Annotated in this window: 12 protein-coding genes; 10 read left to right on the top strand and 2 right to left on the bottom strand. The window is 74.5% G+C overall.

The genetic code is table 11. From position 1 onward, the window contains the following. Positions 1-7: 7 nt before the first annotated feature. The 5 genes from PZB77_RS22745 (at position 8) to PZB77_RS22725 (ending at position 5,194) form a co-directional block, all read left to right on the top strand. Positions 8-676: an SCO2322 family protein gene (locus PZB77_RS22745; RefSeq protein WP_275496171.1), complete on the top strand. Its 669-nt coding sequence runs from the start codon at positions 8-10 to the stop codon at positions 674-676. Beyond that, positions 673-1,809 carry a CbiQ family ECF transporter T component gene (locus PZB77_RS22740; protein WP_275494469.1) on the top strand — a complete coding sequence of 379 codons (1,137 nt, stop codon included), beginning with the start codon at positions 673-675 and terminating at the stop codon, positions 1,807-1,809. Before PZB77_RS22745 ends, PZB77_RS22740 begins: the two co-directional genes overlap by 4 nt. Next, positions 1,806-3,578 (top strand): ABC transporter ATP-binding protein, encoded by a 1,773-nt coding sequence (locus tag PZB77_RS22735; RefSeq protein WP_275494468.1) that lies wholly within the window; start codon positions 1,806-1,808, stop codon positions 3,576-3,578. The genes PZB77_RS22740 and PZB77_RS22735 overlap by 4 nt, the downstream gene beginning before the upstream one ends. Then, entirely contained in the window at positions 3,575-4,486 is a 912-nt protein-coding gene (locus PZB77_RS22730; RefSeq protein WP_275494467.1) for an ECF transporter S component, read from the top strand. The genes PZB77_RS22735 and PZB77_RS22730 overlap by 4 nt, the downstream gene beginning before the upstream one ends. A gap of 270 nt (positions 4,487-4,756) precedes the next feature. After that, a complete protein-coding gene (locus PZB77_RS22725; protein WP_275494466.1) occupies positions 4,757-5,194 on the top strand; it encodes a transglycosylase SLT domain-containing protein in 438 nt (145 codons plus the stop codon). 116 nt (positions 5,195-5,310) lie between these two features. Here the strand turns inward: PZB77_RS22725 and PZB77_RS22720 are convergent, their stop codons facing one another. After that, positions 5,311-7,452 (bottom strand): bifunctional glycosyltransferase 87/phosphatase PAP2 family protein, encoded by a 2,142-nt coding sequence (locus PZB77_RS22720; protein ID WP_275494465.1) that lies wholly within the window; start codon positions 7,450-7,452, stop codon positions 5,311-5,313. 213 nt (positions 7,453-7,665) lie between these two features. Between PZB77_RS22720 and PZB77_RS22715 the strand changes: the two genes are divergently transcribed. Continuing rightward, positions 7,666-8,145, top strand: coding sequence for a GNAT family N-acetyltransferase (locus PZB77_RS22715; RefSeq protein WP_275494464.1), 480 nt, complete (start codon positions 7,666-7,668; stop codon positions 8,143-8,145). Between the two features lie 21 nt (positions 8,146-8,166). On the opposite strand, the gene PZB77_RS22710 is transcribed toward PZB77_RS22715, so the two are convergent. After that, the gene (locus PZB77_RS22710) at positions 8,167-10,242 is read right to left on the bottom strand and encodes an MFS transporter (protein ID WP_275494463.1); all 2,076 of its coding nucleotides are present in this window, start codon (positions 10,240-10,242) and stop codon (positions 8,167-8,169) included. Positions 10,243-10,966: 724 nt separating this feature from the next. Between PZB77_RS22710 and PZB77_RS22705 the strand changes: the two genes are divergently transcribed. The 4 genes from PZB77_RS22705 to PZB77_RS22690 all read left to right on the top strand — a co-directional run bounded on the left by PZB77_RS22705 (position 10,967) and on the right by PZB77_RS22690 (position 15,489). Continuing rightward, positions 10,967-11,725, top strand: coding sequence for a peptidoglycan-binding domain-containing protein (locus PZB77_RS22705; protein ID WP_275494462.1), 759 nt, complete (start codon positions 10,967-10,969; stop codon positions 11,723-11,725). Between the two features lie 266 nt (positions 11,726-11,991). After that, entirely contained in the window at positions 11,992-12,657 is a 666-nt protein-coding gene (locus PZB77_RS22700) for an HAD-IA family hydrolase (RefSeq protein WP_275494461.1), read from the top strand. Positions 12,658-12,975: 318 nt separating this feature from the next. Then, positions 12,976-13,620, top strand: a complete 645-nt coding sequence (locus tag PZB77_RS22695) for an HNH endonuclease family protein (protein ID WP_275494460.1) — start codon at positions 12,976-12,978, stop codon at positions 13,618-13,620. A 150-nt stretch (positions 13,621-13,770) separates the two neighbouring features. Next, positions 13,771-15,489, top strand: a complete 1,719-nt coding sequence (locus tag PZB77_RS22690) for an alkaline phosphatase D family protein (RefSeq protein WP_275494459.1) — start codon at positions 13,771-13,773, stop codon at positions 15,487-15,489. The last annotated feature ends 269 nt before the right edge of the window (positions 15,490-15,758 follow it).

Genomic DNA, 15,758 nt, shown 5'->3' with positions numbered 1-15,758 from the left:
CCTCGCCCTGCTGACGGCGCTCGCGGCGGCCGTGTCGCTCTGCGCCGCGGGCACCGCGCAGGCGGCCGGGTACCGCTACTGGTCGTTCTGGGAGGGCGACGGTTCCCGCTGGACGTACGCCACCCAGGGGCCCTCGCTCGTCCGGCCCGGGGACGGGGCGGTGCAGGGCTTCCGGTTCTCGGTGAGCGAGGACTCCGGCGACGCGGCCCGGCCGCGCCGGACCCCCGACTTCGCCGCCGTCTGCGGGGACACCCCCGTGAAGGACGGCGGCAAGCGCGTCGCGCTGGTCATCGACCCCGGAACGGCGGCAGACGCCCCCGCCGGTGAGCGCCCGCCCGCGCCGCGCACCGCCTGTGCCCGGGTCGCCCCGGACGCGAGCACCGCCGACGCGCTGGCGTCGGTCGCCAAGCCGCTGCGGTACGACAGTGCCGCGCTGCTCTGCGCCATCTCGGGTTACCCGGTGTCCGGTTGCGGCGAGCAGATCGCCGGCGACGCGGGCGACGCCCCGCCCGCGTCCACCGCCACGGCGTCCGGGAGCGCGACCGCCCCGGCGTCCTCCGCCGCCGCACCGGCGGACGGTGACGGCGGTGGCCCCGCGGTGGGTGTCCTCGCCGGCATCGGTGCCGTTCTGGTCCTCGGCGCGGCGGGTGTCCTCCGGGCGCGCCGCCGGCGATGAGCCGTACCTCCGCCTCGGTGGGGCGCGTGCGCGGTCTGCGCGCGCCCGGGGCGCACCGGAGCAACGCGCTGCCCGCCGGCGCGTGGTGGCTGTGGGCGCTGGGGCTGGCGACCGCCGCGTCCCGTACCACCAATCCGCTGCTTCTCGGGCTGCTCGTGGGGGTGGCGGGCTTCGTGGTCGCCGCCCGCCGTACGGACGCGCCGTGGGCCCGTTCGTACGCGGCCTTCGTCAAGCTGGGGCTCTTCGTCGTCGGGGTGCGGCTGCTGTTCTCGGCGTTCCTCGGGTCCTCGATCCCGGGCACCCACACCCTCTTCACCCTCCCGGAGGTGCCGCTGCCCGGCTGGGCGCGGGGCGTCCGGATCGGCGGCCGGGTGACCGGGGAGCAGATGCTCTTCGCGTGGTACGACGGGGCGCGGATGGCCGCCCTGCTGATCTGTGTCGGCGCCGCCAACTCCCTCGCCAGTCCCGCCCGGTTGCTGAAGTCGCTGCCCGGAGCGCTCTACGAGGCCGGGGTGGCGGTCGTCGTCGCCATGACGTTCGCGCCGAACATGGTCGCAGACGTGGCGCGGCTGCGCACCGCCCGGCGGCTGCGGGGCCGTCCCACCGGCGGGATCCGGGCGGTCGCGCAGATCGGCCTGCCGGTGCTGGAGGGTGCGCTGGAGCGGTCGGTGGCGGTGGCCGCCTCGATGGACGCGCGCGGGTACGGGCGGACCGCCCACGTGCCGGCCCGGGTCCGGCGCACCACGAACGTCCTCACCCTCGGCGGCCTGTTGGGGGTGTGCGCCGGCACGTACGGGCTGCTCGCCGCCGAGGGCGCCCTCTACGGGCTGCCGCTGCTGCTGGCGGGGCTCCTCGCGGCGATGGCCGGGCTGCGCCTCGGCGGACGGCGTTCGGTGCGCACCCGCTACCGGCCCGACCGGTGGGGGGTGCGGGCGTGGCTGGTGGCCGGCTCGGGCGTGCTGGTGGCCGCCGCGATGGTCCGGGCCGGCGCCGTCGACCCGGCGGCGCTGCGGCCCGGTGTCGTACCGCCCACCCCGCCGGTGCTGCCGCTGTGGCCCGCGGCGGGGGTCCTGGTGGGGCTGCTGCCCGCGTTCGTCGCCCCCGTACCGCCGTATCCGAAGGAGAGTCCGTGATCCGGTTCGAGCAGGTCTCCCTGCGGTACGAGGGCGCGGCCGGGCCCACCCTGTCGGGGGTCGATCTGACGGTGCCGGAGGGCGAGCTGGTGCTGCTCGTCGGCCCTTCCGGGGTCGGCAAGTCGACGCTGCTCGGCGCGGTGCCGGGGCTCGTGCCGCACTTCACCGGCGGGACGCTGAGCGGCCGGGTCACGGTCGACGGGCGGGACACGCGCACCCACAAGCCGCGCGAACTCGCCGATCTGGTGGGGACGGTGGGCCAGGATCCGTCCGCGCACTTCGTCACCGACACCGTCGAGGACGAACTCGCCTACGGCATGGAGTCGTTGGGGCTCGCCCCGGACGTGATGCGCCGCCGGGTGGAGGAGACCCTGGATCTGCTGGGGCTGGCGGAGCTGCGGGACCGGCCGATCGCCACCCTCTCCGGGGGCCAGCGCCAGCGGGTCGCGATCGGTTCGGTGCTGACCCCGCACCCGAAGGTGCTGGTGCTCGACGAGCCGACCTCCGCGCTGGACCCGGCCGCGGCCGAGGAGGTCCTCGCGGTGCTCCAGCGACTCGTGCACGACCTGGGCACGACCGTGCTGATGGCCGAGCACCGGCTGGAGCGCGTGGTGCAGTACGCGGACCGGGTCGTGCTGCTGCCCGCGCCGGGGGCCGCGCCGGTCGTGGGGATGCCGGCCGAGATCATGGCCGTCTCGCCGGTCCGGCCGCCCGTCGCCGAACTGGGGCTGCTGGCGGGCTGGGACCCGCTGCCGCTCTCCGTACGGGACGCACGGCGACGGGCGGGCGGGCTGCGGGAGCGGCTGGCCGCCCGGTCGCCCCTGCCGGCCCCGCCGCCCGCGGGTCCGGGGCGTCGCACGCCTCCCGCGCCCGGCGTGGACGGCGCACACCTGCGTGCTTCGGGGAGTCCTCCGCCGGCGCCCGCGCCGCGCTCCGGGTTCCTCGGGCTCCGGCGTGCCCGCCCGGCCGCTCCGTCCGTTCCGGCCGGGCGGGCCGCGGACACCGCCGGCCCTCTGGCGCACGTCGAGGCCCTCGGTGTGCGGCGCGGCCGGGTGGAGGCGCTGCGCGCGGTGACCCTGGAGGTGCGGGCCGGGGAGGCGGTGGCCCTGATGGGCCGCAACGGCGCCGGGAAGTCGACCCTGCTCGGCGCGCTCGTGGGCATGGTCCCGCCCACCGCCGGACGGGTCCGGGTGGGCGGACTGGAACCGTCCCGCACGGACCCGCGCACGATGGTGCGCCGGGTCGGGCTGGTGCCGCAGGAGCCACGCGATCTGCTGTACGCGGAGACGGTCGCCGCCGAGTGCGCGGCGGCCGACGCCGACGCCGGTGCCCCGGCGGGCAGCTGCCGGGCCATCGTCTCCCGGCTGCTCCCGGGTGTGCCCGACGCCACCCATCCCCGTGACCTCTCCGAGGGCCAGCGGCTGACCCTGGCACTCGCCCTCGTCCTGACCGCCCGGCCGCCGCTCATCCTGCTGGACGAGCCGACCCGGGGGCTCGACTACGCGGCGAAGGCCCGGCTGGTGGACGTGCTGCGCGAGCTGGCGGCCGACGGCCACGCGATCGTGCTGGCCACGCACGACGTGGAGCTGGCGGCGGAGCTGGCGCACCGGGTGGTGATCCTGGCCGGCGGGGAGGTCGTCGCGGACGGCCCGACCGGGCAGGTGGTGGTCTCCTCCCCCGCGTACGCCCCGCAGACGGCGAAGGTCCTCGCCCCGCAGGAGTGGCTGACCGTGAGCCAGGTCCGCACGGCCCTGGAGGCGGACCTGTGACGGGCCATCCACGGACCGGGCGGCCCGAACGGGACATCCGGCGGAGCCGGCCCATCCGGCTGGGCCCGCGTTCGGTAGCGGCGCTGGTGCTGGTCGGCGCGGTGGGGGTGGCGGCCTTCGGGTGGCCGTTGCTCGCCGGGCCCGCGTTCGGCACCGCGCACGCGGCGGACGCCCCCTGGCTCTTCGGCGCGCTGCTGCCGCTGCTGGTGGCGGTGGCCGTGGCGACGATCGCGGACGCCGGCCTGGACGCGAAGGCGGTCGCGATGCTCGGGGTGCTCGCGGCGGTCGGCGCCGCCCTGCGCCCGCTGGGCGCCGGGACGGCCGGGCTGGAACCGATGTTCTTCCTGATGGTGCTCAGCGGGCGGGTGCTGGGGCCCGGTTTCGGCTTCGTACTGGGCGCGGTGACCATGTTCGCGTCGGCGCTGCTCACCGGTGGGGTGGGGCCGTGGATGCCGTTCCAGATGCTGTCGATGGCCTGGTTCACCATGGGCGCGGGGCTCCTGCCGGCGCCGGAGCGGCTGCGCGGCCGGGCGGAGACGGCCCTGCTCGCCGGGTACGGGGCGCTCGCCTCCCTGCTCTACGGCACGGTGATGAACCTCTACGGCTGGACGATCGTGCCCGGCCTGGGCTCGGGGATCTCCTTCGTGGCGGGCGACCCGGTGCACGAGAACCTGGTGCGGTTCCTGGCGTACTGCGTGACCACCTCGCTCGGCTGGGACCTGGGCCGGGCGGCCCTGACCGTGGTGCTGACGCTCACCGTGGGACCGGTGCTGCTGCGGGCGCTGCGCCGCGCGACGCGGCGCGCCTCCTTCGAGGCCCAGGTCACATTCGAGGGTCCCGGCGGAGTGAGGACCCCCACAGGTACTTGGTCCTCCCCCAAGCCGGATAGTAGTGACACCGGTGAGTGAACCGCCCCCGTCGCAGCGGCTCTGACCTGCCACGACTGACTTTCGTCCCGGTTCGGGACCTTGGGCCCGAGGTCCGACCCGGGGCCGTACGGCGCCCGTCGGGGGGTCATTGCGTCCGCCGGACGGCAGGGCTAACCATGGAGCTCGTCGCCGAACACCTCGGTGGCCCGGTCGATCGTCCTACGGTCACCAGGGCCCCGGTGGGGACACCCCGGTCACGCACCACAGAGCCGGCTGCGACGTCTCCTGCCCCCGACGTTAGGTTTCTCCGTGTCGTTCGCCCGTCGTTTCCTCGCCCAGCCCCGCATCGCAGGCCGCAAGACCGTCCTCGCCGGCGCCGCCGTACTCCTCGGTGGCAGTGGCCTGGCCATCGGCGCCGGTACGGCGTCGGCCGCCACGCCCGCCGCGACGACCGGTGCGTCCGGTGCGCAGGCCACGGCGCAGCAGATGATCGGTGACAGCGCCCAGTTCCAGTGCTTCAGCAACATCGTGTCGCACGAGAGTGGCTGGAACCCGAGCGCCACCAACGCCTCCTCCGGCGCGTACGGCCTGGTCCAGGCCCTGCCCGCCTCCAAGATGTCTTCCGCCGGTTCCGACTGGAAGACCAACCCGGCCACCCAGATCAAGTGGGGCCTGAACTACATGAACGAGCGCTACGGCAGCCCGTGCGGCGCGTGGGACTTCTGGCAGGCCAACAGCTGGTACTGAGCCGGCCGGCCCACCAGCCCGTGTGACGGAGCCCGGGCCGGGACCTCTGACCGAGGTCCCGGCCCGGGCTTCGCCGTGTCCGGACACCCGGGGCCCCTCGCCCCGGGTGCGGCGGCTCACTCCCGGGCCGCGCCGGCGCCCGCCGTACCGCCGTTGCCGCCCGTACTCCCCGCGAGGGGCCGGGGCGCCGGGACGGGTGTCTCCACCGGGGGCGGATCGTCACCGTCGCCGACGGTCTTGCCGTCCGCCGCCCGGCCGTCCCGGTCCGGGGCGAGCAGCCGGCGGGGGCCCGCCAGGACGTGGGTCAGCAGGAAACCGAGCGAGACGACGAGCGCGCCGCCGGCCGCGTCGAGGATCCAGTGGTTGCCGGTGCCCACGATGGCGCAGAGGGTGAAGAACGGGTGGAGCAGCCCCAGCGGCTTCATCCAGACCTTCGGCGCGAGGATCATGATCATCAGCCCGCACCACAGCGACCAGCCGAAGTGGAGCGACGGCATGGCCGCGTACTGGTTGGTGACCGAGGTGAGCGTCCCGTAGTCGGGTTGGGAGAAGTCCTGGACGCCGTGCACGGTGTCGATGAACCCGAGGCCCGGCATGAGCCGGGGCGGGGCCAGCGGGTAGAGCCAGAAGCCGACCAGGGCCAGCACGGTCGCGAAGCCGATCGTGGAGCGGGCCCAGCGGTAGTCCGCGGGGCGGCGCACGTAGAGCACCCCGAGGATGGTCAGCGGGATGATGAAGTGGAACGTCGAGTAGTAGTAGTCGAAGAAGTCCCGCATCCAGCCGATCGAGGCGACCTGGTGGTTGAACCAGTGCTCGACGTCGATGTGCAGCCACCGCTCCAGCGAGTGGACCTGCCGGCCGTGCTCCTCGGCGGTGGGGCGTCCCGCCGTGGCGGCCAGGCGGACCTTGGCGTACGCGGAGTAGACGACCCGGATGAGCAGGAGTTCCAGCAGCAGGTTGGGGCGGGTCAGCACCCGGCGCCAGAACGGCAGCAGCGGCACCCGGCTCCACCGCGCCGGCACCGGTCGCGCGTAGTCGGTGGGAACCGGCTCAAGCCAGTACGGCGAGGTGCGGGGCAGGAACGGGGCCACGCAGGCCGCGCCGAGCGCGGTGAGCAGCAGCACGTTGTCGCGCACCGGGAGGACGGCCCCGACGTTCGGCAGCAGCATGGTCCCGGGCAGCGTGAGGGCGAGGACCACCACGGACGGCCACACCAGCCGGTCCGAGGCCCGCTTCCCGACCCGGCCCACCACCGCGAGCAGCACCCAGAGCAGCTGGTGCTCCCAGGCGGTCGGCGCCACGGCGACGGCCACGCAGCCGGTCACCGCGACGGCGAGGAGCAGTTGCCCGTCGCGGGCGTACCGGGCGGCCCGGCGCAGGCCGAGGACGGCGACGGCGACGGCGAGGACCAGCAGGACCACGATCCCCAGCGGTCCGTCGAGGCCCAGGCGGAGCAGGGCGCCGCGGAGCGACTGGTTGGCCAGGCCGTCCGGGGGCCCGCCGAGACCGGCTCCCGCGACGTGGTGGACCCAGTACGTCCAGGAGTCGTGCGGCAGGGCGGCCCAGGCGACCGCGGTGAGCGCGACGAAGGTGGCGCCGCCGGTCAGCGCGGCGCGGCGGCGTCCGGTCAGCCAGAGCAGGACCGCGAAGAGCAGGACCGGTGGCTGGAGCGCCGCCGCGATCCCGACCAGGACGCCCTGGGCCCGGTGGTCGCGGACCGCGAGGCAGCCGACGAGGACGAGCAGCACCGGCAGGATGCTGGTCTGCCCGAGGTGGAGCGTGTTGCGCACCGGCAGCGACACCATGAGCAGGGTGATCGCGGCGGGAGCGGCGAAGAGCGCGGTGCGGCGCCCGACCGGGGAGGGCAGCGCACGCGCGGCGACGATGCCGACCACGACGACGAGCAGCAGCGAGACGGTGGTCCAGGCGACTCCGAGGGCCTCCTGGGCCGAGGTGCCGAGCGGTTTCAGGACGAGCCCCGCGAACGGTGTTCCGGTGAAGCGGTCGGTGTCGTAGAGCGAGCCCTTGACCCGCAGGACGCCGTTCTCCCCGATCCAGGTCTCCAGGTCGGTCAGCCGTTCACCCGGCGGCTTTCCCAGTACCACCGTCATCTGGCGCACGGCGAGCACGCCGACGATCAGCCAGAGCACGATCCGGGTCGTCCCGGTCCTCGTCCCAGCGTCCGCCGCCACGCTCCCGCGCACGCTCTGTTCCGCATGTGTCACGCTGCGCCGACCCTCCCACCGTTTCACGCACATTCCCGTGGATACGGGTCGTGCCCATGAAGCCTCGCATTGCCCCCCGAGGAAGACTCCATCAACCCCCACTTCGCCTGTCCGCCACATCGTTTTGCCCAAAACAATGCCTGCCCCGCCACCTGCGCCCCCGGCGCCCCACCGGCCTCAGTGGCTCGCTCATCCCTCCCCCGAAAGGGTTTGCCCGCGCTCCCCGCCCGGTGGTCGGATGGGCGCATGACCTGGACCGTGACCCCCGAACGATTCGACACGCCGGACGCCGCACAGTTGCTGCGCGACTACTACGGCGAGGTCGCCGGCCGCTACTGGAAGCGGCCGGCGACCGGGGCGGAGATCGACGAAGGGCTCACCGACGACGGCGCCGACCGGCTCGCCCCGCCCACCGGCCACCTGGTGGTGGGCCGTTGCGACGGGGCGGCCGCGAGCTGCGCCGGAGTGTTCCTCGACCCGGCGACGGCCACCGCGGAGCTGACCCGGGTCTATGTGCGCCCGGCCTTCCGCCGCACCGGCGGGGGTGCGCTGCTGCTGGCGGCGGCGGAGGGTGTGGCGCGCGAGGCCGGGATGCGGGTGATCCGGCTCGACACCCGCAGTGATCTGGTGGAGGCGCGGGGTCTGTACGCGAAGCACGGCTTCCGGGAGGTCCCGGCGTTCAACGAGGGCCCGTACCGCGACCACTGGTTCGCCAAGGAGCTGTGACCCCGGGCACGGCGGCGGCCGTCAGGGACCGGGCGGACCGGGGTGGGGGTGGCGCGGTTCGGCCGCGTGGTCCCGGGGCACCTGGGGCAGGTGCGGCCGCTCCCGGCTGGAGCCGCTGACCTCGGCGGTCAGCTCGGAGACCAGGGCGACGAGATCGGTCGGACGCTCCGGCCCCCACCAGTCGCCCAGCATCTCGGCGAGCGAGTCCTCGCGGGCCCGGGAGAGCCGTACGACCGCCTCCGCCCCCGGCTCGGTCAGCACCATCTGCACACCGTCCCGGCGGGCGAGCCCGCGTTCCTCCAGCTGGCGGGCGGCGTCGGTGATGATCCGCAGCGGCAGCGGGGTGGTGTCCGCGAGCCGTGCGGGCTCGACCGTCCCGTGGCGCTTGATCCGCAGCAGCAGCCAGCTGGCGGCGGGCTGCAGGTCGAAGCCGGCCCGCGCGGTGATCCGCTCGTAGACCTCGCGCCGCCCCTCACGGGTGGCGAGGACGGAGAGGGCCCGGGCGCACTCGTCGTAGGAGGAGCGCTGGACCGGGTTGGAGGCCAGGGTCTCGGTGGAGTCCGGCGCGGTCACCGAGCCGCGCAGCTTGTCCTCCCGGAGGAACCACGCGACGACGAAGGCGATCAGCACGACCGGGGCCGCGTAGAGGAAGACGTCGGTGATCGAGGTCGCGTACGCGTCGAGGACCGAGGACCGCAGGTCGGCGGGGAGCCGTCCGATCGCGCGCGGGTCGGCGGCCAGCTTCCCGGCGTCGACGCCGGGGGGCAGCGCCCGCCCGCTGAGCGCGTCCGCCAGCCGGTCGTTGAGGAGACTGGTGAAGATGGTGCCGAAGATCGCGACCCCGAAGGACGCGCCGATGGACCGGAAGAACGTGGCCCCCGAGGTGGCGACGCCCAGGTCCTCGTAGGGCACCGCGTTCTGCACGACCAGCACCAGGACCTGCATCACGAGCCCGAGTCCGGCGCCGAAGACGAAGAAGTAGGCGCTCATCTCCCAGGTCGAGCTGTTGACGTCGAGCCGGTGCAGGAGCAGCAGCCCGATCGCGGTGATGGCCGTCCCGAGGAGGGGGAACACCTTCCAGCGACCGGTACGGCTGACGATCTGCCCGGATCCGGTCGACGTGAGCAGCAGCCCGAACACCATCGGCAGCATGTGCACCCCGGACATGGTCGGGGTGACACCCTGCACGACCTGGAGGAACGTCGGCAGGTAGGTCATCGCCCCGAACATCGCGAAGCCGATGACGAAGCTGATGAGGGCGACGAGGCTGAAGGTCCGGATCCGGAAGAGCTTCAGCGGGAGCACGGGTTCGGCCGCCCGCCGTTCGACCGTCACGAAGGCGACGAGCAGCACCGCGGCGAGGACGGCGAGCCCGATGATCTGCGCGGAGCCCCAGCCCCAGGTCGTACCGCCCAGGGAGGCCACCAGGACCAGGCAGGTCGCGACGGCGGCGATGAGGAACGTGCCGAGGTAGTCGATGGTGTGCTTGGTCCGCCTGACCGGGATGTGCAGCACCGCGGCGATGACGACCAACGCGACGACGCCGATCGGGAGGTTGATGTAGAAGACCCAGCGCCAGGACAGGTGCTCGGTGAAGAGGCCGCCCAGCAGCGGGCCGAGCACGCTGGTCACGCCGAAGACGGCCCCGAAGAGACCCTGGTACTTGCCGCGCTCCCGGGGTGGCACGATGTCGCCGACGATGGCCATCGAGAGCACCATCAGGCCGCCGCCGCCGAGTCCCTGGAGAGCCCGGAAGCCGATGAGCTGCGGCATGTTCTGGGCGATGCCGCAGAGGGCGGAGCCGACCAGGAAGATGACGATGGCGGTCTGGAAGAGCCTCTTGCGTCCGTACTGGTCGCCGAGCTTGCCCCAGAGCGGAGTGGCCGCCGTCGCCGCCAGCATGTAGGCGGTGACCACCCAGGAGAGGTGGTCCAGGCCCCCTAGGTCGCTGACGATGGTGGGGAGGGCCGTGGAGACGATCGTCTGATCGAGTGCGGCGAGCAGCATGCCGAGCAGCAGCGCGCCGATGGCCACCAGGATCGTCCGGGTGGACCGCCCTTCCCCGGGTGCGAGCGGCGGACTCGACTGCTGGGCCATGCGCGTCTCCTCGGCTCTCCGGATTCACCCCATCCTTACCTCTCTGTCCGCTTATGGCCTGCCGAGCGGCGACACCGCTTCGAACGTGCGCGCGGCGACCTGCATAATCCAAGGCACTTCAAAGGGGAGGGGACCCACGATGACGGGACAGACGTGCCCGAACTGCGGCGGCCCGCGCGACGGCAGAGCGCCGGCCGCCGGGCCCGCGTGCCGATGCGCCGCCGGAGGCCCGGCGACGAGGGGCCACGACCCCGCGGGGCGCGGCGCCGGGAAGGCCGACGCGATAGCGGCGGCCGAGGACTTCGACCCGCTGCGCATCAGGCCGTACGTGACGCTGCCGAACGCCCGGGAGCCTGAGGGGGAGCGGGGAACGAGGGCCGAGGGCGGCGCCGGGACCGGCGCGCCCGGGACGGGTGGGGCCGGGGCCGTCGGGACGGCCGGAGCCGGTGGGGGCGTCGCTCCCGCACAGGGCGGCGCTCCCGCACAGGGCGTCGCTCCCGCACAGGGCGTCGCTCCCTCACAGGGCGGCGCTCCGGACTCCGCTGCCGCAGCGCCCGTCGCGGAGGGCCGGGGTGGCGGTGAGCGCCCGGAAGGACCCGAGCGCGCGGGAGGACCCCGGAGCGGCGAGGGCCCGGAAGACCCGGTCGCCGCCGACGCGACGATGCGGCTGCCCACCGTGCCCCCGGGACCGCCCGGTCCTGGCCCGGGGGGTCACGCCGGTCCGATGCCTCCGGAGGCGTCCCTGACCGGCGCCGAGCGGTCGAACGGAGCAGCAGGGTCCTTCACCGGGGCCGCGACCGGCGCCGGGGCCGGGTCCGCGACCGGGGCCCGACGGGCCGACCCCGTGCAGCCCCGCCGGCGACGCCCGTTCGTCGCGTTGGGGGTGGCGGTGGCCGTCGCCGCGATGGTCGGGACCGCCTCGGTCCTCGGCGGCGTCTTCGACGGGGACGAGGCCGCCCGGCAGGAGAGCCTGCCCGAGGCCACGACGAGCGTTCCGGACGCGACCGCCGAACCGACGGACGCCCCGGTGGCCCCGTCCGTGTCCGGGTCCGCCTCGGCGGCGCCTTCCGCCTCCGCGACCTCGGCTTCCCCGTCCGCCTCCGCCTCGGCGTCGGCCTCGGAGTCCCCGTCGGCAGAAGCGACCGCGACGGCCACCGCGACCGCCGCCCCCGAGTCGCCCACCCCGAGCAATCCGACGTCCGCCCCGCCGGTCGCGGTCGCTCCTCCCGCCACGACCGCGCCGCCGGCCGTCGCCTCCCTGCAGCGCGGCGACTACGGCCCGGAGGTGGCCGAGCTCCAGACCCGCCTGCGGGAGGTCCGGATCTTCTACGGCCCGGCCGACTCCAACTACACCGACCGGGTCCAGTTCGCCGTGTCGGCGTACCAGGCGTTCCGCGGCATCCAGGGCGACCCCTCGGGCGTGTACGGGCCGCAGACCCGCAGTGCGCTGGAGGCGGAGACGACCGGGGAGAGCAGGCACTGACCGCCGCCCGGGCCGCGCCGCGTGCGGGGACGGCGGGTCCGGGGCGTCCGCGCGAGGCCGGGCGCCCGCCGTTCCGGGATACGGCGTCCGCCCGGTCCGGAAGATTGGCGTTCTCGGGCGGGATTTTGTATCGTGATGAAACAAAGTGGCTTCGCCCGCATTCCCTGACCGGCGGGCGAGGCTGCTCTTGTTCTTCGTGCGCCGCACGTCCTTCGCGCCCGTGGCGCACGCGTCCCCTACGCACGCTCGTGCCCTGGAGTCCGCTCATGCCGGCCACCGTCCTCGCAGCCCACGCTGTCCTCCTCGACATGGACGGCACCCTCGTCAATTCCGACGCGGTCGTCGAACGGTGCTGGCGCCGCTGGGCCGTGGAGCACGGGCTCGACCCGGTGGCGGCCCTCCGGGTGGTGCACGGACGGCAGGGGTACGCCACGATGGCGATCCTCCTCCCGGACCGCCCCATGGAGGAGAACCACGCGGACAACCGCGTGATGCTGGCCGAGGAGACCGCCGACACCGACGGCGTCGTGCCGATCGGCGGCGCCCCCGCGTTCATGGCCGCGCTCGCGGACCTTCCGCACGCCCTGGTGACCTCGGCGGACGCGGCTCTCGCCGGAACCAGGATGGCGGCGGCCGCACTGCCGATGCCGGAGGTCCGCGTCACCGCCGAGAGCGTCGGCGCCAGCAAGCCGGACCCGGAAGGCTTCCTCAAGGGCGCGGCCGAGCTCGGTTTCGCCCCGGCCGACTGCGTCGTGTTCGAGGACTCCGAAGCGGGGATCGCCGCCGGGCGGGCAGCCGGCATGCGGGTCGTGGGCGTGGGTCCGCGCGCGGCCGCCCTCTCCCCCGACGTCCACGTCGACGACCTGACCCAGGTCCGCGTGGAGGCGCTGCCCGACGGCTCGTTGGAGCTGCACATCCGCGAGGCCCACTGACCCACCGGGCGCCGCCCCGCCCACCGCGGACCCGCCCACCACCGACCCACCGTCAGCCCGCCGAAGGCCCATGGCCCCGGCGGGCTTTCGCGTGTCCGGGCGGCCCACGCGGAGACCCTCCGCACCGACTCCCCCGCCCGCTCACCCCCACGCGTGCCTGATCGAACGTCAGAGCACCCCGTTCGACCCCTTGATGTGACGTGCTCATGTCGTCACGCTGTTACCTGGTGCCCATCCCCCAGCAATCTGGCACCGCGACGATGGCCGGGCTCCGCCTCCAGTCACCCGGCCGACACCCCCCACATCCAGGGAGTTCGCATGTCGAAGTTCTACGCGCGTCGCATAGCCGTCGTCCTCGCCTCCGCCGCCCTAGCCGCGACCACCGGACTCCTCACCGCGCCGGCCGCGCAGGCTGCGATGCCCACCCCGGTCAGCGCGGCCACCGCCCGTACCTACCTCGGCCAGCTGACGGTGGCCGCAGCCGGTTCCACGAGCGGTTACAGCCGCGACCTGTTCCCCCACTGGATCACCCAGTCCGGCGCCTGCAACACCCGTGAGACCGTCCTGAAGCGCGACGGGTCCGGCGTCTTGCAGGACTCCAGCTGTGCGACCACGAGCGGCAGTTGGTACTCGCAGTACGACGGGGCGACGTGGACCGCCGCCGCGGATCTGGACATCGACCACATGGTCCCGCTGGCGGAGGCCTGGCGTTCGGGGGCCAGCGGCTGGACGACCGCCCAACGCCAGGCTTTCGCCAACGACCTGACGCGCCCTCAATTGATCGCCGTGACGGACAACGTCAACCAGTCCAAGGGCGACAAGGACCCGGCCGCGTGGCTGCCCTCCCGCACCGCGTACCTCTGCACCTACGTGCGGGCCTGGGTGCAGGTGAAGTACTACTACAAGCTGACCATCGACTCCGCCGAGAAGACCGCGCTGACGACCACCCTCAACGGCTGCTGATCCCCGGGTGCGGGCCGCACCCGGGCCGGCCCGCACCCGCCCGCTCCACCTGACGCCGGCCCTCCCGCGCCGGCGTCGCCGTTCCCTGCGGCGCCCTCGTTCCGTACGGTACGGAGAGGAATGTCGATCACGGAGCGAAGGAGGGCACCTATGGCCGGGCTGCGCCTGGGACCGCTGTTGCGGTTCGTGGACCACTCGTCCGGGACCACCGCGACGGTCTGGGTCGAGACCCAGCGGCCGTGCACCGTCACGGTGCGCTGCGAGGACGGGGCGTCCGGGAGTGCGCCGACCTTCGCCGTCACGGGCCACCACTACGCCCTGGTGGTCGTCTCCGGGCTGACACCGGGCACGACGACCCCGTACGAGGTGCTGATCGGCGACGACCGCGTGTGGCCGCCGGCCGACTCCCCGTTCCCGCCCAGCACGATCACCACCCCGGTCCCCGCCGAGGAGGGCTCGCGGGACCCGCTGCGCGTCGCCTTCGGCTCGTGCCGCTGGGCGGCCCCGCCCGGCGGCGGAGGTCCCTTCACGCCCGGCTCACCGCTCCGGCCGCCCGGCGACGACCCCGTCGGTCCGGACGCGCTCGACGCCCTCGCCGCCCGGCTGGCGGCCGACCCCGACGCCGTACGCCCGGACGTCCTGCTGCTCATCGGCGACCAGATCTACGCGGACGAGACCTCCGAGGCCACCCGGCAGCTGATCGCCGAGCGGCGTGACCCGCGGGAGGCACCCGGGGCGGAGGTCGCCGACTACGAGGAGTACACCCACCTCTACGACGAGTCCTGGCAGGACCCCGAGGTGCGCTGGCTGCTCTCCACCGTCCCGAGCTGCATGATCTTCGACGACCACGACGTCATCGACGACTGGAACACCAGCGAGTCGTGGCAGACGGACATGCGGGCGACCTCCTGGTGGCACGAGCGGATCGTCAGCGGCCTGATGTCGTACTGGGTCTACCAGCACCTGGGCAACCTCTCCCCCGCCGAACTGGAGGCCGATCCCCTGTACGCGCGGATACGTTCCGTCCCGGACGGCACCGAGGTGCTGCGCCGGTTCGCGGCCACCGCCGACGCGGACCCCGCCGGGGTGCGCTGGAGCTACCGGCGGGACTTCGGCCGGGTGCGCGTCCTCGTGGTGGACAGCCGTGCCGCCCGGGTGCTCGGCGAGCAGGAACGAGCGATGCTCGACCCCGGGGAGGCGCGCTGGGTGCGCGAGGCGGTGCTGGACGCCCCCGGTTCGTACGACCACCTGCTGATCGGGACCTCCCTGCCGTGGCTGCTCCCGCCGCTGGTCCATGACGCGGAGGCGTGGGACGCGGCGCTCTGCCGGGGCGTGCGGGGCGGACCGGACGGCCGCTGGGCCCGCTTCGGCGAGTGGCTCCGCCGCGCGGCCGACCTGGAGCACTGGGCGGCGTTCCCCGATTCGTTCCGGGAGCTGACGGAGCTGGTGCGGGAGGCGGGTGACGGCCCGGACGCCCCGGCGACCGTCTGCGTGCTCTCCGGCGACGTCCACCACGCGTACGTCGCCGAGCCCCGGTGGGCGGGAGGCGATCCGCGGGCCCGGGTGTTCCAGCTCACGTGCTCGCCGGTGCACAACTCGGTCCCCACCCTGATGAGGGTGGGCTTCCGGTTCGGCTGGAGCCGGGCCGGCAAGGTGCTGGGCGCGTTGCTGGCCCGCCACGGGCGCTCGGCCGAGTCCCCGGTGCGCTGGCGGAAGACGGGAGGTCCCTGGTTCGGGAACCAGCTGATGACGCTCACCCTGCGGGGCCGGAACGCACGGCTGGACCTGGTGCAGGCGAGGAGGGCTCCCGATGCGCCGGGCGGAGTCCGGCTGGAGACCGTCATGGAACGCTCGCTGAGCGAGGAGTGACGATCCTCCTCCCTCCCGGCGGGACCCTCTCCCCGCCGCCCGGCTCCGCGGCCGACGTGGGCGGGAGCGGGCCCGGGACCGCGGCTCCGGTGCGGAACCGCAGGGTGCGCGGACACGCGAAGGTGGGGGGTGCGCGGACACGCGGAGGCGCGGGTGGGCGCATCGCCGTCGCTCCGGTTCCGACCTCCCCGAGCCCCCTCCCCGGCCCCTGCTCTGCCCCGGCTCTCCCCGGTGACGCTCGTGAGGTGCACAACACCGCCCTCCCCGGA

The organism is Streptomyces sp. AM 2-1-1 (genome assembly GCF_029167645.1).
Lineage (GTDB): Bacteria > Actinomycetota > Actinomycetes > Streptomycetales > Streptomycetaceae > Streptomyces.
This window is presented reverse-complemented; position numbering and strand designations above follow the sequence as displayed.

Coding starts and splice junctions, on each gene's coding strand:
- PZB77_RS22740 (WP_275494469.1), top strand. CDS start 673: ATGAGCCGTACCTCCGCCTCGGTGGGGCGCGTGCGCGGTCTGCGCGCG.
- PZB77_RS22720 (WP_275494465.1), bottom strand. CDS start 7,452: ATGTGCGTGAAACGGTGGGAGGGTCGGCGCAGCGTGACACATGCGGAA.
- PZB77_RS22715 (WP_275494464.1), top strand. CDS start 7,666: ATGACCTGGACCGTGACCCCCGAACGATTCGACACGCCGGACGCCGCA.
- PZB77_RS22710 (WP_275494463.1), bottom strand. CDS start 10,242: ATGGCCCAGCAGTCGAGTCCGCCGCTCGCACCCGGGGAAGGGCGGTCC.
- PZB77_RS22705 (WP_275494462.1), top strand. CDS start 10,967: ATGCCTCCGGAGGCGTCCCTGACCGGCGCCGAGCGGTCGAACGGAGCA.
- PZB77_RS22700 (WP_275494461.1), top strand. CDS start 11,992: ATGCCGGCCACCGTCCTCGCAGCCCACGCTGTCCTCCTCGACATGGAC.
- PZB77_RS22695 (WP_275494460.1), top strand. CDS start 12,976: ATGTCGAAGTTCTACGCGCGTCGCATAGCCGTCGTCCTCGCCTCCGCC.
- PZB77_RS22690 (WP_275494459.1), top strand. CDS start 13,771: ATGGCCGGGCTGCGCCTGGGACCGCTGTTGCGGTTCGTGGACCACTCG.